Genomic DNA, 20,594 nt, shown 5'->3' on the forward strand with positions numbered 1-20,594 from the left:
CATTTCCCTGGAGGTCGTTCTGAGCGGGTCAGCATTATGACGAGGATAGGCGCGAAGGTCGGGCCGGCTGTGTGATCCACCTGGCAGTTTGAGTTGATTGTCCGTTTTGGGTTGACGGTGAAACGCTTTTCAGACGATTTATCGCGTTCAGGCGAGTCAGTAATCTGTGCCCATCTTGAACGCAAACGCACTTCCACAACTAAAAAGGGATTCACACATGAGCACTCCAACCTACAACCGCCTGAACAAAGACGACGCCGTAGTTCTGCTGGTCGACCACCAGACCGGTCTGATTTCTCTGGTGCAGGACTTCTCGCCAAACGAGTTCAAGAACAACGTATTGGCGCTGGCCGATCTGGCCAAGTTCTTCGAATTGCCGACCATCCTCACCACCAGCTTCGAACAAGGCCCGAACGGCCCGCTGGTGCCGGAACTCAAGGAAATGTTCCCGGACGCGCCTTACATCGCTCGTCCAGGCCAGATCAACGCCTGGGACAACGAAGACTTCGTCAAGGCGATCAAGGCCACCGGCCGCAAGCAGATCATCATTGCCGGTGTCGTGACCGATGTGTGCGTAGCGTTCCCGACCCTGTCGGCGCTGGCGGAAGGGTTTGACGTGTTCGTGGTGACCGACGCTTCCGGCACCTTCAACACCACCGTGCAGCAAGCCGCGTGGAACCGCATGACCCAGGCCGGCGCGCAGATGATGAACTGGTTCTCGGTGGCCTGCGAACTGCACCGCGACTGGCGCAACGACATCGAAGGCTTGGGCAACCTGCTGTCCCAGCGCATCCCGAACTATCGCAACTTGATGAACGGCTATGCGGCGCTGACGGCGCATCAGAAATAACCGGATGCTGGATAGACGAAAGCCTGCATTGAAAAAAGCAGGCTTTCGTCGTTTCTACCGCAAACAGAAGAGCAGGGGACTCGTCACCTCAAACCGTGACGACAATCTTCCCGACCTGCTGATTGGCTTCAAGAAAGCGATGCGCTTCCTGAATGTCATCCAGAGTAAACGTTCTGGCAATGATAGGTTTCAGCGCCCCCGATGCCAGCCCGTCGCCGATGAAACTCTTGGCGCGTGCCAGGGTGGCCGGGTCGGAGACGATCTCCGTGTAAAGGTAACCCTTGAGGGTCAGGCATTTGCCGAGCACGGTGAACAGCGGGAACGGCGTTGGCTCCGGGCTCAGGGCGCCGTACTCCAGCAGGATGCCGCCGCGCGCCATGCTTTGGGTCAGCGGTTCGAACGACGGGCCGCCCACCGGATCGAACACCACCCGCGCGCCTTTGCCGTTGGTCAGCGCCATGACCGCTGCAACCATGTCTTCTTCGTCGCTGACAATCACATGCGCGGCACCAGCGTCGAGCAAGGCCTGTTTCTTGGCGCGGGTGCGGGTGACGGCAATCGAGGTGGCGCCGACCATTTTCGCGATCTGGAAGGCTGCCAGGCCGACGCTGCTGGAGGCGGCGGTGACGATCACGAAGTCGTCCTTTTGCAATCTGGCCTGTTCGACCAGCGCACCCCACGCGGTGACATATTGCATCCAGGACGCCGCGGCTTGTTCAAACGACAGGTTCTGTGGGTGCTTGACGGTGAGGTGGGCGGGCACGTTGGCCAGCTCGCCGTAAGTACCCCAGCGCGCGATGTCCAGCGGCGGAATCAGGCTGACGGCATCACCGATCTTGAACTCGCGGGCGTTGGCGCCGACCGCGACTACCACACCGGCGGCTTCGTAGCCGAGACGGCTGGGAAACTCAGCTTCCTGCAGATAAGCGTGGTTGCGGAACATCACTTCGGCGCGATTCAGGCCAAAGGCTTTGACCTCGATCTGTACTTCGTCCGCCGCAGGTGCCAAGACGTCGACGTGTTCCAGTTTCAGGACGCTCGCGTCACCGTATTCATGAATCCTGACAATGCGTGCCATCTGTACTTCCTCGGTTATCGATGAAATTGCACCGGCGTGATCCGGTGCCATGGACGCCAATTTAGGCTTTGGCCTGCTTCGGATAAAGGCCTAGGATGGCGCAACACTAGAAACAACGAGTTTCCAATGGATCGCCTCACACTCATGGCCACCTTCATCAAAGCGGTGGAGCTGGGCTCCTTCAGCGCCGTGGCGGACGAACTCAACCTGTCCCCGCAAATGGTCGGCAAACAAGTGAAAATGCTCGAGCAGCATCTGGGCGTTTCGCTGCTCAACCGCACCACCCGCAAGCAAAGCCTCACCGATTTCGGCCGTACGTTCTATCAGCGGGCCAAGCTGATTCTGGCCGACATGGACGCCGCCGAAGAAATGGCTGCCGTGACTCGAGGCGTGCCCAGCGGTCGACTGCGAATCAACGCGCCCGTCACGTTCGGCGTGAGCACGCTGTCACCGAAGCTGCTGGAGTATATGGTTCGTTATCCGCAGGTATCGGTGGATCTGACGCTGTCGAACGAACTGGTCGACCTGGTGGACGGCGGTTACGACGCGGTATTCCGCATCGGCGAACTCGCCGACAGCGGGCTGAAGGCACTGCCGCTGATGCCCTATCAAATGGTGCTGTGCGCAGCGCCGTCCTACCTCGCCCGCCGCCCACCGATCACCACGCCTTGGGATCTCCAGGAACATGAATGCCTGGCGTTCGCCTATTCCGACGGCCGCTCACACCTGCGATTCGAAGGCCCGGAAGGTTGCATCGACGTGCCGATTAAAAGCCGATTGACGATTAATCAGGGCGATCCTTTGCTGTCCGGAGCAGTGGCGGGGCTGGGGGTGGTGATGCTGCCGCTGGAGCTGGTCAAGGATTCGCTGAGGAGCGGGACACTGGTGAGTCTGCTGCCGCAGTACAAGGTGCCGGTGTCGCCGATGAACCTGTTGTATGCGCCGGATCCGAGGCTGACACCGAAGTTGAGGAGTTTTATTGATTTTGTGCGTGCCGCGTTTGGATAAGAGCTGCATTGAGTGACGAAGGCTGAACGATCAGAGATCTGTCGCAACAAATTCCCTGAAACCGAGCTTCACATACTTTGGCCACTCATCGACAATGCGCGCTCTGTTCCGGGGTAGTTCAGCGGTAGAACACTCGGCTCCTAACCGGGTGGGCGCTGGTTCGAATCCAGCCCCCGGACCCACTACATAGTAGGTCACAAGGAAGTATGTCCAGGCCTGAGGGTGAATCGAGTGCGCTCGGCGGAATTAACGCTGGTTATGCGCACTTTCAACTGTCTCGCGCGCTCACTGCACGCGACAACGACGCCAGTCCGCAAGCACTTGCGCGGATCGAACGCTGGCAAAAGGTTCTAGAAAACCTGATGCATGGCCGTGCACTGTATGGCTCGCGAACACCGTTTGCCGACCTCCCAGAATGGATCACGCTGGAAGTGGCCACCGGCGGCTTTGCAACAGGCAACCTTCTGGCCGGTGGCGAGTTGACCGCTCATGAGCGCCTGTTGGCGTCATCGATTCCCGGCATTCGAGCGGGTTACGAACGACTCGATTTGAATAGGTGGCATCTTTCAGACGAAGGCGTCAGAACGCTGCAAGAGCGATTGACGAACGAAGACTATCGGATCGATGTACCGGAAGAGGCTGCGTTGCTGACAGTGGCCTGGTTTCTGGGGCAACAACGCGTTGAAGAGGCCAGGACGTTGATCGAGCAGATCGCGCCTTTCTTCGAACGAGTGCGTTTCTTTCCCGCGGCAGCCAACGAGCGCCCGCTCTCGATGGCGGAAGTTGAAGTTTTCAACGCTGGCCAAATCAGCCTGCGCCTGTCCGTCCTTTTACCCCAGCCTCGTCTTACCGTTCAAAAGCATGTTGTTGAACGCAGGTTGCCTCTCTACGACGCGGCGGTCTCGCTTTTCCTGCTGACGTACAACGATGGTTGGCCTTGCAGGTATTACCCTGAAGGCTGGTTCGAGCGCGCTTCGGTGCTTGGTACAGAATTTGATAACGTCACTGAGGCTGATCCTCGCCCTACGGGTAATTCCAGTGATCGTGTGGCGGAGTTGCTGGCATCGCTCAAGCAATGCTCTATCGATCCTGCATCGCTAACGGGGCGCCAGGTTGGGCGCATTCGCAAAATTGTCGATGACTTTGTAGCCAAGCATGGACACCCTGAGTCCGAAGATCATTCCAGTAAGCGCGCACTGCAGCGTCATCACGTATCAGCTTCGGCACACTATCTGATTGCCAAGGCTGCTTCCGCGCGACTGGCGAGATATCCAGTCTCGGAAGGCATCTCTGATTTCGCTCCGTTACTGACGCCCATCACCAACGAAGAGGCGAAGGTTTATTCATTGAAGGAGGGTGAAACTATTCCTCCTTCGGTTCGTCGACGCCTCGAACGTTGCCGAAAGGGAACCATTACAGAGTTGATTGACCATGGTGTCATTACATCCGCAGATACAGTGGCGAAAGTGCTGCCGGCGATGACGGCGCAGATCTGTAGCGCCGGATATCGAGACGTCGCGTTGCGGGCACTGTCCGTCGCTACCTATCGTGCGTTCAGGCGTCGACGCTCTCTATTGCTGCTGAACATGCAGCGTCAGGTGAAAGTCGCTGACTTGCCTTGGGTGAAAGCCCTGGAGAGCGAGTACGAGGTGGGTGCTCTTGCGGTTGAAGGTGCCAGGCAGGCTTTGATCGAAGCGTCCGCGTTGACCCTTGTTGCATTTCCTCAGGCCATTCTGCCAAACAAGTTGCTTCAGGAATTTTCCTCGCTTGCCGAATCGGCCAAGCTGGATCTTCCCTTCGTAGAGGAGATCGCGGCTGACATTTTCATGGGCGCTTTCTCCGGCAAGTTCGTGAAGGCTGCCAAGCGTTCAGTCCGGTTGATGGGCGGATCTCTTTACGCACGCTATTACGATATCGATATGGATCAGTTGGCTGCACTATCCGAGCAGCGGAATTCACGAAGCAATAGTGATGTGCTGGCTGGTTTGTGCGCGCAGCGGGCAAATGCCGATATCGGTAGATGGAGACCAGCGAACAACGGCACGATCATCGAACAGCAACAAATACTGACCACGCAAAACCTGGCAATCCTGTTTGATGATTTGGGCCTGAAGACATTGTTACATGACCGTTTGGGTTCAATGGCCGAGGCATGTTTTAAATGGATATGCAGTCGGCAGCAGATGCAGATCAAGTTCTACCATGCACGTCTGGTCATGTTGAAGAACACAGCGTATGCGTGGCGCCAGATGATGTTTTACCTGTCGATGCTGGATCAGTCCCGGTTGGAGAGCGTGCTTGGAAACATTGAAGTGCACTTCGCCGCTCAATCCAGCGTATTTCAGGGGCGATTTCTTCCCGCCATGATCGGGTTGCGCATGGCGGTATCTGGGTGTCGGTTGACTTCAGCTCACCAAGAGCGGGAGGGTTGTAAGATTTTTCTCGGGTGGACCACTGAACGGCACTGGCTGATGCCTTCCTAGATATCGGAAAGCTCCAGGCGTAACGAAAAGCCTGCCTTCAAAAGCAGGCTTTTCGCATTTTCAGAGATGACTTCATTTGCAGCTCGAGGGCCGACGAAACCGTCACCCCCAGCCTGTCACCGCCGCCCGGTCCGCGTACTCACATCCACCCAGACCGCCAACACCAGAATGCTGCCCTTGACGATCATCTGCCAGTAGCTGTCGACGTCGAGCATCGACATGCCGTTGTCCAGGCTGGTGATAACCAGCGCGCCGAGGAGGGCGCCATAGACCGTGCCGGAACCGCCGCGCATCGAGGTGCCACCGATGAAGCAGGCGGCGATGGCGTCGAGTTCGCCCATGCTGCCGGCCGAGGGTGAGCCGGCGGCCAGGCGCGCGGTGTTGACCACGCCGGCGAGGGCGCACATCACGCCCATGATCCCGAAAATCCAGAGCTTCACAGCCTGTACATTGATACCGGACAGGCGCGTCGCTTCCATGTTGCTGCCCACGGAATAGACGCGTCGGCCGAACACGGTCTGGCTGGTCACGTAGCTGAATCCGCCCAGCAGAATCAGCAGAAGCAGGACCGGCACGGGAATGCCGTCATAGCTGTTGAGGGTCTGGACAAAACCGGCCAGCACCGCGCCGATCAACACCACGCGTGTCACGTCACGCACCATTGAGTGTGCCGCCAGGCCGTGAAGGGCGCGATTGCGTCGTTGTTTCCAGGTCAGGAACAACGTCAGTGCGAACAGCAGAACGCCCAGACCTGCGCCAACCGCATGTGGCAGATAACCCTGGCCAATGTAAACGAGTTCCGGCGACACCGGCGCAATGGTCGTGCCCCCGGTGATCCCCAGCAAAATCCCCCGGAAAGCCAGCATCCCCCCCAGTCCCACGATGAACGACGGAATGCGCAGGTACGCCGCCATGTAGCCATTGGCGAGGCCGATCAGCAGCCCGCACACAACCACAAGGCTCAGGTTCGCCAGCAGCGGTATGTGATAGACAACATCAAGAATGGCCGCCACGCCACCGAGCAGGCCCAGCAATGAGCCGACCGACAAATCGATCTCGCCGCTGATGATGACCAGCACCATGCCGCAGGCGAGAATCCCGGTAATCGACATTTGGCGCAGCAGGTTGGAGAGGTTGCGCGGTGTCAGGAATCCGCCCTCTGTCTGCCAGCTGAAGAACAGCCAGATCAGCGCCACGGCAAACACCAGTGCGAGCATCTTGTAGCGGGTGAAGAGTTGTTTGACCTGATTCATTTACGCGGATTTCCGATCTTTATTGTTATGGCTGTCGGGCTGGCTGAGTGCCGCGGCGAGCACCTGTTCCTGAGTGAGTTCATGGTTGATGAAATCGCCCTGCAACCGGCCTTCGCCGATCACCAGTACGCGGTCGGAAACGCCGAGCACTTCGGCCAGCTCCGAAGACACCATGATGATCGACACGCCTTCGGCGGCCAGCATCCCCATCAACTTGTAGATCTCGTATTTGGCGCCGACATCCACTCCTCGAGTCGGCTCATCAAGGATCAACACCCTGGGCCTGGTCAGCAGCATCTTCGCCAACACGGCTTTTTGTTGGTTGCCTCCGGACAGGCTGGTGATCGGCAGGAACGGGCTCGCGGTCTTCAGGTGCAGGCGCGAAATTTCCCGATCGATGCTGCCCAGTTCGGCTTCGGCGTCGATGCGGGTCAGTTTCGAGAAACTGTCCAGCACGGCCAGGGTAATGTTCTGGCCGACACCCAGGTCGGGAATGATCCCCTGACGCTTGCGGTCTTCGGGCACCAGGCACACGCCGGCGCGGATTGATTTGAGCGGTGTGCGGGTGTCTATGGGTTTTCCGTCCAGCCAGACTTCGCCCTCGTGCCGACCGGGGTAGGCGCCGAACAACGCGGTCACAAGCTCCGTGCGACCGGCACCGACCAGCCCGGCGATGCCGAGGATTTCCCCGCGTTTGAGGCTGAACGAAATGTCGTCGACCCGTTTGCGTTTGGGGTTGTCGACGTCGTAGCAGGTGACGTGGCGCGCCTCGAAAATCACCTCGCCGATGTCGTGTGGTTCGGTGGGGTAGAGGTTGCTCATTTCCCGACCGACCATCTGGGTGATGATCTGGGGGATATCCATGTTTTCCATGGCGGTCGTGGCGATGTGTTTACCGTCGCGGATCACCGAAATGGTGTCACACACGGCGGCCACTTCATCGAGCTTGTGGGATATGTAGACGCAGGCGACGCCTTTGGCCTTGAGGTCGCGGATGATATCCAGCAACACCTCGATTTCCGAACGGGTCAGGGCGGATGACGGCTCGTCGAGGATCAGCAGGCGCGCGCGTTTGTTCAGGGCCTTGGCGATTTCCACCAGTTGCTGATAACCGCCGCCGTACTGCGAAACCGGCAGCGACACGTTCATGTCCGGGACTTTCAGTTCACGCATCAGGGCTTCGGCGCGGTGGATCATTGCCGGGTAATTCATCCGTCCACCCGGTAGCGTCAGCTCATGACCCATGAAAATGTTTTCTGCCACCGAGAGGTCGGGAACCAGCGTCAGTTCCTGGTGAATGATGACGATACCGGCGGCTTCCGTTTCGCTGATCGATTGCGCCTTGAGCGGTTGACCGTCCCACAGGATTTCACCGTCCCAGGTGCCATGGGGATAAACCGCAGACAGGATTTTCATCAACGTGGACTTGCCGGCGCCATTCTCGCCGCACAGCCCGACGCACTCGCCCGGCCGGACCTTGAGGTCGATGCCGTTGAGCGCTTTGACACCGCCGAAGGTTTTGACGATGCCGTTCATTTGCAGCAGATAGTCGGACATGGCAGAGACTCATAAGCGACAGATACTGGACTGATCCCGCAGGCGCAGAACGCCCGCGGGGGCATCACTCAGTGAGTGTCACTTTCCGGCGATCTGCGCCTTGGTATAGAAGCCGTCCTGTTCCAGCAGGTCGATGTTGTCCTTGGTCAACGGAGTCGGGGTGAGCAGGATGGTGTCGACTTTTTTGCTGCCGTTGTCGTACTGCGAGCTGTAGGCGGGTTTCTCGTTGCGCGCCAGTTGCACCGAGAGTTTGGCGGCTTCGGAGGCAATCAGTTTCAGCGGTTTGTAAACCGTCATGGTTTGAGTGCCGGAGATCACCCGCTTGACCGCTGCGAGGTCTGCGTCCTGCCCGGAGATCGGCACCTTGCCGGCCAGTTGCTGAGCGGCCAGAGCCTGAATGGCGCCGCCGGCCGTGGCGTCGTTGGAGGCGACGATGCCGTCGATTTTGTTGTCATTGCGGGTCAAGGCGTTTTCAACAATGCTCAGCGCCTCGGTAGGGTTCCATTCCTTTACCCATTGCTGGCCGACGATCTTGATATCGCCCTTGTCGATGGCCGGTTGCAGCACTTTCATCTGACCTTCGCGCAGGACTTTCGCGTTGTTGTCGGTGGGCGCACCACCCAGCAGGAAGTAATTGCCCTTGGGCGCTGCGTGCAGCACGCCGCTGGCCTGCATTTCGCCGACCTTTTCATTATCGAAGGAGATGTAGGCGTCGATATCGGCGTTGAGTATCAGGCGGTCATAGGACACGACCTTGATCCCGGCTTTCTTCGCCTCGGCCACGGCATTGGTCAGCACGGTGGCATTGAACGGCACGATGACGATGACATCGACGCCACGGGAAATCAGGTTTTCGATTTGCGAAATCTGCTTTTGCTCGTTGGCATCGGCCGACTGCACGAAGACCTTGGCGTCCATTTTCTCGGCTGCCGCAACGAAGTAATCCCGGTCGCGGGACCAGCGTTCCAGCCGCAGGTCATCGATGGAGAAGCCGATTTTCGGGTGGGCAGCGTCGGCCATAACCGGCAGCGAAAGCAACGCCAGGGCGCCGGCAAACAGCGTGCGTTTTACGTTCTTCATGGTGGTGCGTCCTTTTATTTTTGTTTGAAAGACACGGCCTGACGATGAATATCGGGCTGGTGGAACTGTAGAGAATCAGCAGACGCAACGGACTACAGATTTGTCGCGCAAATGTCACAGCGCCCGCAGTCCCCATTGGCGATCAGCGATAGATAAATCGATTGACGACGTTTTCGAGCATTTCCTGCCGGCCGCTGACGGCTTGCGGATTCAGCTCGTGGGCGAAGGCGTGCTCGGCCAATGTCTGGAGATTGAACTCGCCTTCCAACACTGACTGGCCGAACGGCTGCTGCCAACCGGCGTAACGTTGATCCTTGAGCCGTTGAAGCTGGTCGTTCTGCACCATGGCGGCGGCCCGCTCAAGTGACAGGGCGAGAACGTCCATGGCGCCGACGTGACCGTGAAACAGATCGGTCTCATCGAGGCTCTGGCGGCGTACCTTGGAGTCGAAGTTGAACCCGCCATTGCCGAACCCGCCGGCCTTGAGTATTTCATAGGTGACCAGGGTCATTTCCTCGACGCTGTTGGGGAACTGATCGGTGTCCCAGCCGTTTTGCGGATCGCCCCGGTTGGCGTCGATGCTGCCGAAAATCCCCAGCGAGACGGCCGTCGCCACTTCGTGATGAAAACTGTGACCGGCCAGGGTCGCGTGGTTGGCCTCGATGTTGACCTTGATTTCCTTTTCCAGGCCGAACTGCTGGAGAAAACCGAACACCGTGGCGCTGTCGTAATCGTATTGGTGTTTGGTTGGCTCCTGCGGCTTGGGCTCAATCAGCAGGTCACCTTTGAAACCGATCTTGTACTTGTGCTCGACCACCATGCGCATGAAGCGACCCAGTTGTTCGCGCTCACGTTTCAAGTCGGTGTTGAGCAGGGTTTCATAGCCTTCGCGACCGCCCCACAACACATAGTTGGAGCCCTTGAGGCGTTGAGTCGCGTTCATGGCGCTGAAGACCTGGGCCGCGGCGCAGGCAAACACTTCAGGGTCCGGGTTGCTGGCGGCGCCGGCGGCAAAGCGCGGATTGCTGAAGCAGTTGGCGGTGCCCCACAACAGCTTGATCCCGCTTTCTTCCTGATGGCGTTCCAGGTGATCGACCATTTGGGCGAAGTGGTTGCGGTACTCCTTCAGCGAGTTGCCTTCGGGGGCGACATCCGTGTCGTGAAAGCAGTAGTAATCGATACCCAGCTTGGTGAAAAACTCGAACGCGGCCGCAGCCTTGCCAATGGCCATTTCCATCGGGTCACCGGCGTGTTGCCACGGGCGCTTGAATGTCCCTGCACCGAACACGTCGGAGCCCGGCCAGACAAAGGTGTGCCAATAGCAGGCAGCCATGCGCAGGTGTTCGCGCATGGGCTTGCCGAGGATGATTTTGTCGGCGTCGTAATGACGGAAGGCGAGGGGCGAATCGCTGGCAGGACCTTCGTAGCGAATCCGGTCGACATCGGGGAAGTACGGCATTGGCAATGTCCTTGTTGTTCTGGCTGTTGTTCTTGGGGCGTGTCCCGATACTAGCAACGGCCCCGTGCCTGCCGATTACGAAAATCACCAACACGGAGTGCGATTTTGCGTATTGAGATTCGCCCTCTGCGCGCCTAGTCTGTGCAGACCGCCTCTACGGCAAGGGGCCCGGAACAAGCATAAAAACAATGAAAACCGTACCGCCTGTTCACCGCATCGCCCTGTTATTCAACGGGAGCAAGATCTATGACCGCGGCATCATCAGCGGCATCGGCAACTACCTGAGCAGCACCCGCGCATCCTGGGATCTGTTCCTTGAAGAGGATTTTCTCTGCCGGTTGAAAGGCATCGAGCGCTGGCAAGGTGACGGGATCATTGCCGACTTCGACGACCCGCTGATTGGCGAGGCGCTGGCCGACATCAAGTTGCCCGTGGTGGCGGTGGGCGGTTCTTATCAGGATGAACGCGCCTATCCCAAAGGCATCCCGTACGTCGCGACTGACAATAACGCGCTGATCACCATGGCTTACGAGCACTTGATCGAGGCCGGGCTGCAACGGTTTGCCTGCTTCAGCCTGCCTGAGGCGCAGGCGAACCGATGGGCTCAGGAGCGCGAAAAGGCTTTCCTGCGATTGATGCAACGGGACGGCTTGCACGCCGAGGTCTATCGCGGCATGGGCACCAGTGCGCCGCTGTGGGACAGCGCCGTCGAACAGCTGATCGCCTGGCTTCAGAGCCTGCTCAAGCCCATTGGCATCATCGCGGTCAGTGACGCCCGCGCCCGGCAGTTGCTGCAAGCCTGCCTGACCGCCGGCATCGCCGTTCCGGAGCAGGTGGCGTTGATCGGCATCGACAACGACCCGCTGACCCGCAGCTTGACCCGGGTTCCCCTGAGTTCGGTGATCCAGGGCACCGAAACCATGGGCCGCACCGCCGCGCAACTGCTGCATCAGATGCTGCACGGCAAGCCATCAACGGGCGAGCATTTCCTGATCCCGCCTGAAGCGATCAACGTCCAGGTGTCAAGCTTGCATCAACCGTTGGGCAACCCTTACGTCATGCAGGCGCTGCTATTCATCCGCCAATATGCCTGCCAGGGCATCAAGACCGCTCAAGTGGCGGCTTATGTCGGCGTGTCGCGTTCATCGCTGGAGTCGCACTTTCGCGCGGTGCGTGGTTGCAGCGTGCATGACGAGATTCTGCGTTTCAAACTGGCGGCGGCCACTCGCGGGCTGGAAAAAACCGACACGCCGATTGCGGACGTCGCCCGCACGTGCGGTTTCAAATCCGCGCAGTACCTGCACACGGTGTTTCGCCGGGAGTTCGGGTGTACGCCCCGTGAGTATCAGCAGGGCGCCCGATAGACGGCCACTCAAAAGCGATCCAGCCGATAGGCCTCGCTCGACGGAAGAATACGCGCCGTGTACTGCGCCGACGGCAAAACCATCCCCCCAACCATCTCCGCCGTCACCGCCGCCTGCGTCAACCCCAAATGCTGATGCCCAAACGCAAGCAGCACCTTCCCGTCACACACCCGATCGATCACCGGCAACGAATCCGGCAGCGATGGCCGAAACCCCATCCACGGCGTGGCCGCGTCCACATTCAGATCCTTGCGAAACAACCCCTTGCTCAACCGATGCAACTGCCACGCGCGCCCCATGGTCGGTGGCGCTTCGAGGCCGGCGAATTCGACGGTGCCGGCCAGACGCAGCCCTTCGGACATTGGGGTCATGATGAATTTGCGTTCCAGCGAGGTGACGGGGAAGGGCAGTCGGTTGTGTTCGTGGGGCAGCATCAGGTGATAGCCGCGCTCGGTGTCCAGCGGGACGTTTTTGCCGGTCAGTGCGGCGGTGAGTTTGGCCGAGTGGGCGCCGCAGGCGATCAGCACCTGGCGAGCGGACAGGGTGCCGGTGCCGGTCATCAGGTTGACGCCATGCTCATGGAGTTGCCCGCCCTGAACCGTCTGCTTCACAAACTGCACGCCGCTGGTTTTCGCCGCTTCAACCAACTCACGCACGACGCGGTAGGGATTGATGAAATGCCCGGTGTTCGGGAAAAACAGTCCGCCCTGAATCTGTTCGCTGAGTTGCGGCGCGGTTTCGCGTATCGCACCGGCCTGCCACCAATCGACCGGCACCTGTTGCTGTTGCATGCGTCGCTGTAATGCTTCGAGGGCCGGACGCGAGTCGGGGCGTTCGAACACCAGCAGCGAACCTTCCATCTTCAGCAGGTCGGGGCGCTGAATGTCATTGAGCAAGCGCTGCCAGGCGTCGAGCGAACTTTCATTCAGCGCGCGCAATCCGGCAACGGTGCGCTGGAACGGCGCCGAGCGCAGGTTCAGCAATAGCCGCGCAAACCAGGGCAGGGCGCGGGGCAGGTATTTCCAGTCCAGGCGCAGCGGCCCCATCGGGTCCATGAGCATGGCGGGCAGGCGTTTGAGGATCGAGCTGTCGGCAATCGGGAACACCTGCTCGGTCGCCAGGTGCCCGGCGTTGCCGAACGAGGCGCCGTGGCCCGGTTCCTGCGGATCGATCACCACCACCCGCAAGCCCTGACGGGCCAGGCGCAGGGCGCTCGCGACGCCGATGATACCGGCGCCGACCACGGCGATGTCGTGCGGGTTATTCGGCATTTTTCGCGGTTTCCCTTTGGCCATCGAGCAAGCGACGCAGCGACAGTGGATTGGCGTGTTTGAGCGCGGTCGGCAGCAGGCTGTCGGGGAAATCCTGGTAGCAGACCGGGCGCAGGAAACGCAGGATCGCGGCCGTACCCACTGACGTGGTGCGCGAATCGGAAGTCGCCGGGAACGGCCCGCCATGCACCATCGCATCGCAGACTTCGACCCCGGTCGGCCAGCCGTTGACCAGCAGGCGCCCGGCCTTGCGCTCCAGGGTCGGCAGCAATGCGCGGGCCTGTTCCAGATCCTCGTCATCGAGATGCAGCGTGGCGGTCAGTTGGCCTTCCAGCTGTTCGAGCACTTGGCGGATTTCAGCGTCGCTGGCGCATTGCATGATCAAGGACGCGGCGCCGAAGGCTTCGGCCTGCAACGAATGATCGGCGAGGAAGTCGGCGGCGTCGGTGACGAACACATGAGTCTGGCCCTGATTCGGATCGGTTGCTTGTTGGCCGACAGCGGCAATCCGCGCCCGGGCATTTTCCGCCAGGGCATGCATGCTGGATTCGTAGGCGTTGAAGATCCCCGGCGTCAGCATGGTCTGCGCGGGGCTGCGCTGGATCAGTTCGGTTGTAGCGCCAATGAAGGCATCCAGCGCCGGCCCTTGGCGGGCAATGACCAGACCGGGATTGGTGCAGAACTGACCGGCGCCCAATGTCAGCGAAGCCACAAAACCTTGGGCCAATGCCTCGGCGCGATTGCGCAGCGCTGCTGGAAACAGCAACACCGGGTTGATCGAACTCATTTCCGCATACACCGGAATCGGCTCTGGCCGGGCTTGTGCTGCTTTAATCAGCGCGAGCCCGCCACTGCGCGATCCGGTGAAGCCGACGGCCTTGATCCGTGGATCGCTGACCAGCGCAATCCCCACTTCACGGCCGGAGCCGTACAACAACGAGAACACACCTTCCGGCAAACCACAGGCCTTGACCGCCCGCGCTACGGCGCGGCCGACCAGTTCGCTGGTGCCAGGATGGGCGCCGTGGGCCTTGACGATCACCGGGCAACCGGCGGCCAGCGCCGATGCGGTATCGCCACCGGCCACCGAGAACGCCAGTGGAAAGTTGCTCGCGCCAAACACGGCCACCGGGCCCAGTGGAATCTGCCGCTGACGCAGATCCGAACGCGGCATTGGCTGGCGCTGTGGTTGTGCGGTGTCGACTCGCACATCCAGCCATTCACCGGCCCGCACGGTGCGGGCAAACAACCGCAGTTGTTGGCAGGTGCGGCCCCGTTCCCCCAGCAGGCGCGGGCGCGGCAGGCCGGTTTCGGCCACGGCGCGGTCGATCAGTTCATCACCGAGCGCTTCGATTTCGCTCGCGATGGTTTCAATGAATTCGGCCCGTGCCTCGAGCGATGTCTCGCGATAACGGTCGAGCGCCGCCCAGGCCAGTGCGCAGGCCTGTTCGACATGTTCGGCGGAACCCCCGGCGTAAGCCGGCTCCAAAGGCGAGTTGGTGGCGGGGTTGATCCCGTGGATGACGTCGCGGTCGCCGGTGAGGGTTTGCTGACCGATCAGCAGTTGGCCCGTCAGAGTCATGGCGCATTCCTTATCAATAAAGCAGGTCACGAATAAGGCCCGCCGCCGCGGGTGGCGGCGGGCTTGAGCGCAGCGGCAGGTCAGGCGAAGTTCTGTTCCGCCGACCAGTTCTCGTACCAGTGACGGAACAGCGTGTACTGGGCTTCCGCGTAACGGCGTTGCGAGTCGCTGAGGGCATCGGTTTCGTTGAAATGCAGGGTGTATTCCTTGTCGCCGTTGAGCACCATCAGGTGTTTGTAATACAGCACCAGATCCGTGCCTTCGTCGAAGGACGACAGCACCGCCAGCGCCGATTCCAGCTCGCGGGCCTGACGTCGGGCCTTGGCGTCACCCTTGGCGGCCTGCTTGCTGAGGGCCACCAGTTGCAGCACTTCGCGGGGCAGGGCGTTGCCGATGCCGGTGATGGCGCCGGTGGCGTTGCAGTTGACGAAGCCGTGCACCACTTGGGTGTCGACACCGACCATCAGGGTCACGTCATCGTCCTTGGAGGTGATGTTTTCAGCGGCGTAGCGCAGATCGGCGCCGCCGCCGAACTCCTTGAAGCCGATCAGGTTCGGGTATTCACGGCGCAGCTCGAAGAACAGGTCGGCGCGGGTGGCGAAGCCGTAGTAAGGGCTGTTGTAGATCACCGCCGGGAGGTTCGGCGCGGCTTGCAGAATCGCCGCGAAGTGGGCTTTTTGCGCCGCCGCCGAAGCACCACGGGACAGCACCCGAGGAATGACCATCAAGCCCTGCGCGCCGACTTTGGCTGCGTGGGCCGCGTGGGACACCGCTTCCCGGGTGTTGACCGCGCCGGTGCCGACGATGGTCGGAATCCCGGCCGCCACCAGCCGCGCCACGCCTTCCTGACGCTCGGCTTCGGTGAGCAGCGGCCAGTCACCCATGGAGCCGCAATACACGACGGCGCTCATGCCGATGTCGATCAGCTCACGACCCTTGGCCACCAGCGCATCGAAGTCCGGTTTGCGCGCGGCGGTGCACGGGGTCATCAGGGCCGGCATGCAGCCGGTGAAGATGTTGTCGCTCATTATTGTTCTCCTTGGAACGGTCATTCAGAGGGGGTTGAAAATGCAGCGCGGCGGCTCAGATGCCCCACGCGAACGGATCGGTTTCGTCGATCAGCAACGTGCTGTCGGCGGTCATGTGGGCGCGGCCGGTGATGTAAGGGCGGATGCGCTCGCCTTCCCATTGAAAGCGGCCTTCGAACTGGCTGCCGGTGATGCTCGCCTGCACCCAGCGCTCGCCGGGCGCGAGTTTTTCGTCGGCGGCCAGGCAAGCGAGTTTGGCGCTGGTGCCGGTGCCGCAAGGGGAGCGGTCATAGGCTTTGCCGGGGCACATGACGAAATTGCGGCTGTCGGCCTCGGCGTCATCGGCGAACAGTTCGATGTGGTCGATGACCGCGCCGTCCTCGCCGTGGATGCCTTGCTCTTCGAGGGCCTTGAGCATTTTCCAGGTGAGGTCGGTCAGGGTTTCGACGTTGTCCAGCGTCAGCGTCTGGCCGTGTTCGGAGACCAGGAAAAACCAGTTGCCGCCGTAGGCGACGTCACCGAGGAAGCGGCCGTATCCCGGCACTTCCACCGCCACCTGCTTGCGTGAGCGATAGGCGGGCACGTTGCCGAGCGTCACGGCGCCGTCTTCATGCAATGTTGCGCTGACCGGGCCGACCGGCGTGTCGATCTTGTGCACGCCCGGCGCGATCAGCCCCAGGTGTTGCAGCGATGCAACGAGGCCGATGGTGCCGTGGCCGCACATGCCGAGGTAACCGGCGTTGTTGAAGAAAATCACGCCGCAGGTGGCGTCCGGCGACACCGGCTCGCAATACAGCGCGCCCACCAACACATCGTTGCCGCGCGGTTCCAGCAGGCAGGCGCGGCGCCATTGGTCATGCTGGTTGCGCAGGGCGTCGCGTTTCTCGGCCATGGTGCGGCCGGGCAGATCGGGAAAACCTTTCATCACCAGACGCGTGGGTTCGCCGCCGGTGTGGGAATCAATGACGTGTACTCGTTTCATGGACAGGTCCCGTTGAGTGATTTCAGTAAGCGCCGGCAGCGCGCGGGTTGGCAGCAGAAGCAGGGGACGTCGCAGCGACTTCGCTTTCATCCTCTTCCGATTCCAGGCGCAGCAGGTGTGCCGGTACGCCGGTGGCCGCGCCCCAGTAATAAATGCCCATCGCACAAGCCGCGACGACCAGGGTGTCGAACGGATGGGTGAGGATGCCCAGACCGCCGAAGGTGCCGAGTTTCGACAGGACGATGGTCACCGCGTAGAAGGCGATCAGCCACGCGGACGAGCGCACTTGCCGGGACAGGTTGAGGTGGGCGGTCGGCACGAAGCGGCCGCAGAGCAGGTAGACGACGAACATCAGGATTTGCAGGCCGAGTAGCCAGGACACAGTGTTCCAGCCCGACCAGTAAACGATCAGCGCAGCGATGATGAACGACACCGGCCCCAGCACGCCCATGCTCTTGACCCGGAACGGGCGCGGCATGTCGGGCGCATTGCGGCGCAGAGCGGCGACGGACACCGGCGCCACTGCGTAACTCAGCACCAGCGCGGCGGACACCACGTTGATCAACGCTTCCCAGGACGGGAACGGCAAGGTCCAGAACACCGACAGGGCGAAGGTCAGCCACAGCGCCGGACGCGGGATACCGGACTTCGCATCGATGTGGGTGAAGACCTTGAAGAACGTGCCGGTCTGCGCCCAGCCGTAGATCACCCGAGGCGTGGCGTTCATGTAGATGTTGCCGCAGCCGCTGGGGGAGATCACCGCATCGGCCACCACCAGATACGCCAGCCAGCCCACGCCCAGCGCCAGGGCGATGTCGCGGTACGGCAGGGCGAATTCCTTGGAAACCCCGGCCCAGCCATTGGCGAGCAATTCGGTCGGTATGCCGCCGAGGAAGGCGGTTTGCAGCAACACGTAGATCGCGGTGGAGAGCAGCACCGACAGGATCAGCGCAATCGGAATGGTGCGCTGGGGATTCTTCACTTCGCTGGCCACCGAGATGATCGGGGTCAGGCCGAGGTAGGCGAAGATCACGCCGCCGGCGGAGACCGCCATCTCGATGCCCGAGAGCCCGAACGGTGCGAAGCCTTGAACCTGAAAGTTCTCCGGTTTGAAGAAGGTGAACAGCACGCCGATCACCAGCAGCGGCACGATGAACTTGAACACGCTGACCAGATTGTTGGCCTTGGCGAAGGTCTTCACGCTGCGGTAGTTGAGGAGGAAGAACACGCAGAGCAGGCCGAACTGCACCAGCCAGCCGAGCAAGGTCGGATCACCGCTGCCAGCCTTGGTCAGGCCGGGAAACCACGCCGCCGCGTATTGGCGCGATGCAACCACCTCGATCGCCACCAGACTGGAAAACGCGATCAGCGTGATGAAACCCATCAGGTAACCGAGCAGCGGCCCGTGGCTGTAAACCGGGTAACGCACCACACCGCCAGCGCGGGGCAATGCCGCGCCGAGTTCGCAGTAGACGATGCCCAGCAGCAACACGGCGAACCCGCCCAGCAACCAGGAAAAAATCCCCGCCGGGCCGGCAATCGCCGACACGTGACTGGCCGCGAACAACCAGCCGGAACCGAAGATCGCCCCCAGTCCGATAAAGGTGAGGTCGATCAATGAAAGTTGTTTTTTGAACTTGCCTTGGCCTGACATGGCATCGCCTTCTTGTGAGTTATTGGATAGGCAGGTGTGAAGTCACTGGAACGGCTAAACAGTGAACTCATCGGGCGTCGGGCGATTGATGTTTTGCGCAGCTGCGGATGACGAAATCGGCACAGTTGCGAAGAAAGACAGCGGCGCTCGACACGCCGCAAACGTTGCTGCAATCTGCACGCGAACGCCTCAGGGCGGGCACGTTTTCGGGCCGATCCACTCACCGGGGAAGACCTTCACATGCAGAACGCGTTTGCGATCCTCTGTCAGGGCGATGAGCGCCATCGGCCGCATACCCTCGACGCACTGCTGGCGGGTGTGGCACCGCTGTTGCCGATGCTCGACGTGATTCCGAATGCGGCGATCTTCATCAAGGATGTGCAGGCGCGGTACGTCTTGGCCAATCACACGCTGGTGCAGCGCTGTGGCCTGAAAGACTTGAAACCGCTACTCGGGAAAACCAGTGCGCAGGTGTTTCCGGCGCAACTGGGGCCGGGTTATACCGAGCAGGATCGGCGGGTGCTGGAAGAGGGATTCGTGCTGGAGGAGCAGCTGGAACTGCACCTGTACGGCAGTCGCGAACCGGGCTGGTGCCTGACGCACAAACGTCCGCTGTACAACCGCGACGGTGAGATCATCGGCCTCGCGGGGATTTCGGTGGATCTGCAATCGGCCAGCGAAACCCACCCGGCCTTCGAGCGGCTGGCCGCCGTCGACGAACACATCCGCACGCATTTCAATCGGCGTGTCACCTTGGGCGAACTAACCCGGATCGCCGGTATTTCGGTGGCGCAACTGGAGCGCTACTGCAAACGGGTCTTCCACCTGACGCCGAGGCAGATGATCCAGAAAGTGCGGCTGGAACATGCCCATCGTTTGTTGCACACCGAGCTGCCGATCACCGAGGTGGCGCTGCAATGCGGCTACACCGATCACAGCGCTTTCACCCGCCAGTTCAAGGCGTCGACCGGGTTTACCCCGCGCCAGTACCGGCAGGCGACTGCCCAATGAATGTCCGGCCGCAGCGTCTAGACTCAATGGATCGCGGTCGTCTTTCGAGGGGGAAAACGGGATGAGCAGACCAGTCGCGCTTCACTGCTCGTCGTGGCTCTTGATCGGCTTCAGCGTGATGCTGGCTTCGGGATGCTCGAACAGAACGCATTACCCGGCATCAGGCGTTGGCGACAGCTGTTACGCCAAGGCGTTGCCGACGGTTGGGGAGGGCGGTCTGGCCTGGGGCTCCAGCCTGAACATGGCCCGGCAGAAATCCATGGCCAACTGCATGCGTTACGCCGGACGCTCCGGGGGAACGCCGGACACCTGTCAGGTGGTGTTGGCCAAGTGCAAGAATTGACGGTGTGATCCAGGCGCCACCTCAAAGGTCGGTGGCGCTGTTGTCTTCAGAGCAGAACTACCGCGCGCGTTTCAGTGATTGCGAAAGGGCCTGTCTGGCGATCAGTGAGGCAACATCCTTGGCACCGTAGCAGCGGAATTTGACACTGTAGGCGTCTGTGTCGAGACGGACGATCTTCGTCACGAAACCGCCTTCGACGGTGACCTTGCGGATCGTCGGCATCGGTATCTCGACATCCAGTGTCCCGTCCTGCGCCATGCGGTTCATGGCATTGGCATTCAAGTGAACGGTGTTTTCGGTGACGGTGACTCTGCCGCCCACCCACAATCCGCCATAGTGATTTTTGAATCCCTCAAGCACCCCGGCCAGTACGCCGACATTGCCGCTTCCCACGACCTCGTAGAATTCGCCCACATCGTCGTAGTTCACTTCAGCGTCGGTCACCAGAAAATTGGCCATCTTCGACTTCAATACTGCTTCGGCCATCCCTGCATCTCCCTTGTTCAAATCAATGTCCCGAATTTCAGCCGCCTGTTTACCTGACAAAAAACCAAATCGCCATGTGTTTCCTTCGTTCTTTCATACGTCGCA

At 60.6% G+C, this 20,594-nt stretch carries 17 protein-coding genes and 1 tRNA gene; 7 read left to right on the forward strand and 11 right to left on the reverse strand.

The window, feature by feature from the left end; translation table 11 throughout:
* Positions 1-217: 217 nt before the first annotated feature.
* Positions 218-850, forward strand: a complete 633-nt coding sequence (gene ycaC / locus QR290_RS13200; protein ID WP_007958138.1) for an isochorismate family cysteine hydrolase YcaC — start codon at positions 218-220, stop codon at positions 848-850.
* 88 nt (positions 851-938) lie between these two features.
* Here ycaC and QR290_RS13205 read toward each other — a convergent pair whose 3' ends face one another.
* Entirely contained in the window at positions 939-1,928 is a 990-nt protein-coding gene (locus tag QR290_RS13205; protein WP_289205136.1) for a zinc-dependent alcohol dehydrogenase family protein, read from the reverse strand.
* 126 nt (positions 1,929-2,054) lie between these two features.
* On the opposite strand from QR290_RS13205, the gene QR290_RS13210 reads away from it, so the two are divergent.
* The 3 genes from QR290_RS13210 to QR290_RS13220 all read left to right on the forward strand — a co-directional run bounded on the left by QR290_RS13210 (position 2,055) and on the right by QR290_RS13220 (position 5,419).
* On the forward strand, positions 2,055-2,936 hold the full coding sequence (locus QR290_RS13210) for a LysR family transcriptional regulator (RefSeq protein ID WP_289205137.1): 882 nt from the start codon (positions 2,055-2,057) through the stop codon (positions 2,934-2,936).
* A gap of 107 nt (positions 2,937-3,043) precedes the next feature.
* Positions 3,044-3,118 (forward strand) — tRNA-Arg (locus QR290_RS13215).
* Positions 3,119-3,142: 24 nt separating this feature from the next.
* Positions 3,143-5,419 carry a hypothetical protein gene (locus QR290_RS13220; RefSeq protein WP_289205138.1) on the forward strand — a complete coding sequence of 759 codons (2,277 nt, stop codon included), beginning with the start codon at positions 3,143-3,145 and terminating at the stop codon, positions 5,417-5,419.
* Positions 5,420-5,535: 116 nt separating this feature from the next.
* On the opposite strand, the gene QR290_RS13225 is transcribed toward QR290_RS13220, so the two are convergent.
* The 4 genes from QR290_RS13225 to xylA all read right to left on the reverse strand — a co-directional run bounded on the left by QR290_RS13225 (position 5,536) and on the right by xylA (position 10,768).
* Positions 5,536-6,672 (reverse strand): sugar ABC transporter permease, encoded by a 1,137-nt coding sequence (locus QR290_RS13225; protein ID WP_115077497.1) that lies wholly within the window; start codon positions 6,670-6,672, stop codon positions 5,536-5,538.
* Positions 6,673-8,229 carry a D-xylose ABC transporter ATP-binding protein gene (gene xylG, locus QR290_RS13230; protein WP_289205139.1) on the reverse strand — a complete coding sequence of 519 codons (1,557 nt, stop codon included), beginning with the start codon at positions 8,227-8,229 and terminating at the stop codon, positions 6,673-6,675.
* A 78-nt stretch (positions 8,230-8,307) separates the two neighbouring features.
* Entirely contained in the window at positions 8,308-9,309 is a 1,002-nt protein-coding gene (gene xylF, locus QR290_RS13235; RefSeq protein ID WP_115077499.1) for a D-xylose ABC transporter substrate-binding protein, read from the reverse strand.
* 142 nt (positions 9,310-9,451) lie between these two features.
* Positions 9,452-10,768, reverse strand: coding sequence for a xylose isomerase (gene xylA, locus QR290_RS13240; protein WP_289205140.1), 1,317 nt, complete (start codon positions 10,766-10,768; stop codon positions 9,452-9,454).
* Between the two features lie 188 nt (positions 10,769-10,956).
* Here xylA and QR290_RS13245 point away from each other — a divergent pair, with 188 nt between their 5' ends.
* Positions 10,957-12,132 (forward strand): XylR family transcriptional regulator, encoded by a 1,176-nt coding sequence (locus QR290_RS13245; RefSeq protein ID WP_289205141.1) that lies wholly within the window; start codon positions 10,957-10,959, stop codon positions 12,130-12,132.
* An 8-nt stretch (positions 12,133-12,140) separates the two neighbouring features.
* Here the strand turns inward: QR290_RS13245 and QR290_RS13250 are convergent, their stop codons facing one another.
* The 5 genes from QR290_RS13250 to QR290_RS13270 form a co-directional block, all read right to left on the reverse strand.
* Complete coding sequence (locus QR290_RS13250; protein ID WP_289205142.1) at positions 12,141-13,403, reverse strand: NAD(P)/FAD-dependent oxidoreductase; 1,263 nt, start codon at positions 13,401-13,403, stop codon at positions 12,141-12,143.
* The gene (locus QR290_RS13255; RefSeq protein ID WP_289205143.1) at positions 13,393-14,985 is read right to left on the reverse strand and encodes an aldehyde dehydrogenase (NADP(+)); all 1,593 of its coding nucleotides are present in this window, start codon (positions 14,983-14,985) and stop codon (positions 13,393-13,395) included. The genes QR290_RS13250 and QR290_RS13255 overlap by 11 nt, the downstream gene beginning before the upstream one ends.
* Positions 14,986-15,065: 80 nt before the next feature.
* Positions 15,066-16,013, reverse strand: a complete 948-nt coding sequence (locus QR290_RS13260; protein WP_064595748.1) for a dihydrodipicolinate synthase family protein — start codon at positions 16,011-16,013, stop codon at positions 15,066-15,068.
* A 55-nt stretch (positions 16,014-16,068) separates the two neighbouring features.
* The gene (locus QR290_RS13265) at positions 16,069-16,995 is read right to left on the reverse strand and encodes a 4-hydroxyproline epimerase (RefSeq protein ID WP_289205144.1); all 927 of its coding nucleotides are present in this window, start codon (positions 16,993-16,995) and stop codon (positions 16,069-16,071) included.
* A 22-nt stretch (positions 16,996-17,017) separates the two neighbouring features.
* A complete protein-coding gene (locus QR290_RS13270; protein WP_289205145.1) occupies positions 17,018-18,649 on the reverse strand; it encodes an APC family permease in 1,632 nt (543 codons plus the stop codon).
* A gap of 240 nt (positions 18,650-18,889) precedes the next feature.
* On the opposite strand from QR290_RS13270, the gene QR290_RS13275 reads away from it, so the two are divergent.
* Together QR290_RS13275 and QR290_RS13280 are read left to right on the forward strand one after the other, a co-directional pair.
* Complete coding sequence (locus QR290_RS13275; protein ID WP_289205146.1) at positions 18,890-19,660, forward strand: AraC family transcriptional regulator; 771 nt, start codon at positions 18,890-18,892, stop codon at positions 19,658-19,660.
* A gap of 61 nt (positions 19,661-19,721) precedes the next feature.
* Positions 19,722-20,003, forward strand: a complete 282-nt coding sequence (locus QR290_RS13280) for a hypothetical protein (protein WP_115077506.1) — start codon at positions 19,722-19,724, stop codon at positions 20,001-20,003.
* A gap of 57 nt (positions 20,004-20,060) precedes the next feature.
* Here QR290_RS13280 and QR290_RS13285 read toward each other — a convergent pair whose 3' ends face one another.
* Positions 20,061-20,489: a hypothetical protein gene (locus QR290_RS13285; protein ID WP_289205147.1), complete on the reverse strand. Its 429-nt coding sequence runs from the start codon at positions 20,487-20,489 to the stop codon at positions 20,061-20,063.
* Between the last annotated feature and the right edge of the window lie 105 nt (positions 20,490-20,594).

Source organism: Pseudomonas fluorescens, assembly GCF_030344995.1.
GTDB classification, from domain to species: domain Bacteria; phylum Pseudomonadota; class Gammaproteobacteria; order Pseudomonadales; family Pseudomonadaceae; genus Aquipseudomonas; species Aquipseudomonas fluorescens_BF.

Excerpts from the sequence above, each read along its gene's own strand:
- ycaC (WP_007958138.1), top strand. The coding sequence starts at position 218 with ATGAGCACTCCAACCTACAACCGCCTGAACAAAGACGACGCCGTAGTT.
- QR290_RS13205 (WP_289205136.1), bottom strand. The coding sequence starts at position 1,928 with ATGGCACGCATTGTCAGGATTCATGAATACGGTGACGCGAGCGTCCTG.
- QR290_RS13210 (WP_289205137.1), top strand. The coding sequence starts at position 2,055 with ATGGATCGCCTCACACTCATGGCCACCTTCATCAAAGCGGTGGAGCTG.
- QR290_RS13220 (WP_289205138.1), top strand. The coding sequence starts at position 3,143 with ATGTCCAGGCCTGAGGGTGAATCGAGTGCGCTCGGCGGAATTAACGCT.
- QR290_RS13225 (WP_115077497.1), bottom strand. The coding sequence starts at position 6,672 with ATGAATCAGGTCAAACAACTCTTCACCCGCTACAAGATGCTCGCACTG.
- xylG (WP_289205139.1), bottom strand. The coding sequence starts at position 8,229 with ATGTCCGACTATCTGCTGCAAATGAACGGCATCGTCAAAACCTTCGGC.
- xylF (WP_115077499.1), bottom strand. The coding sequence starts at position 9,309 with ATGAAGAACGTAAAACGCACGCTGTTTGCCGGCGCCCTGGCGTTGCTT.
- xylA (WP_289205140.1), bottom strand. The coding sequence starts at position 10,768 with ATGCCGTACTTCCCCGATGTCGACCGGATTCGCTACGAAGGTCCTGCC.
- QR290_RS13245 (WP_289205141.1), top strand. The coding sequence starts at position 10,957 with ATGAAAACCGTACCGCCTGTTCACCGCATCGCCCTGTTATTCAACGGG.
- QR290_RS13250 (WP_289205142.1), bottom strand. The coding sequence starts at position 13,403 with ATGCCGAATAACCCGCACGACATCGCCGTGGTCGGCGCCGGTATCATC.
- QR290_RS13255 (WP_289205143.1), bottom strand. The coding sequence starts at position 14,985 with ATGACTCTGACGGGCCAACTGCTGATCGGTCAGCAAACCCTCACCGGC.
- QR290_RS13260 (WP_064595748.1), bottom strand. The coding sequence starts at position 16,013 with ATGAGCGACAACATCTTCACCGGCTGCATGCCGGCCCTGATGACCCCG.
- QR290_RS13265 (WP_289205144.1), bottom strand. The coding sequence starts at position 16,995 with ATGAAACGAGTACACGTCATTGATTCCCACACCGGCGGCGAACCCACG.
- QR290_RS13270 (WP_289205145.1), bottom strand. The coding sequence starts at position 18,649 with ATGTCAGGCCAAGGCAAGTTCAAAAAACAACTTTCATTGATCGACCTC.
- QR290_RS13275 (WP_289205146.1), top strand. The coding sequence starts at position 18,890 with ATGCAGAACGCGTTTGCGATCCTCTGTCAGGGCGATGAGCGCCATCGG.
- QR290_RS13280 (WP_115077506.1), top strand. The coding sequence starts at position 19,722 with ATGAGCAGACCAGTCGCGCTTCACTGCTCGTCGTGGCTCTTGATCGGC.
- QR290_RS13285 (WP_289205147.1), bottom strand. The coding sequence starts at position 20,489 with ATGGCCGAAGCAGTATTGAAGTCGAAGATGGCCAATTTTCTGGTGACC.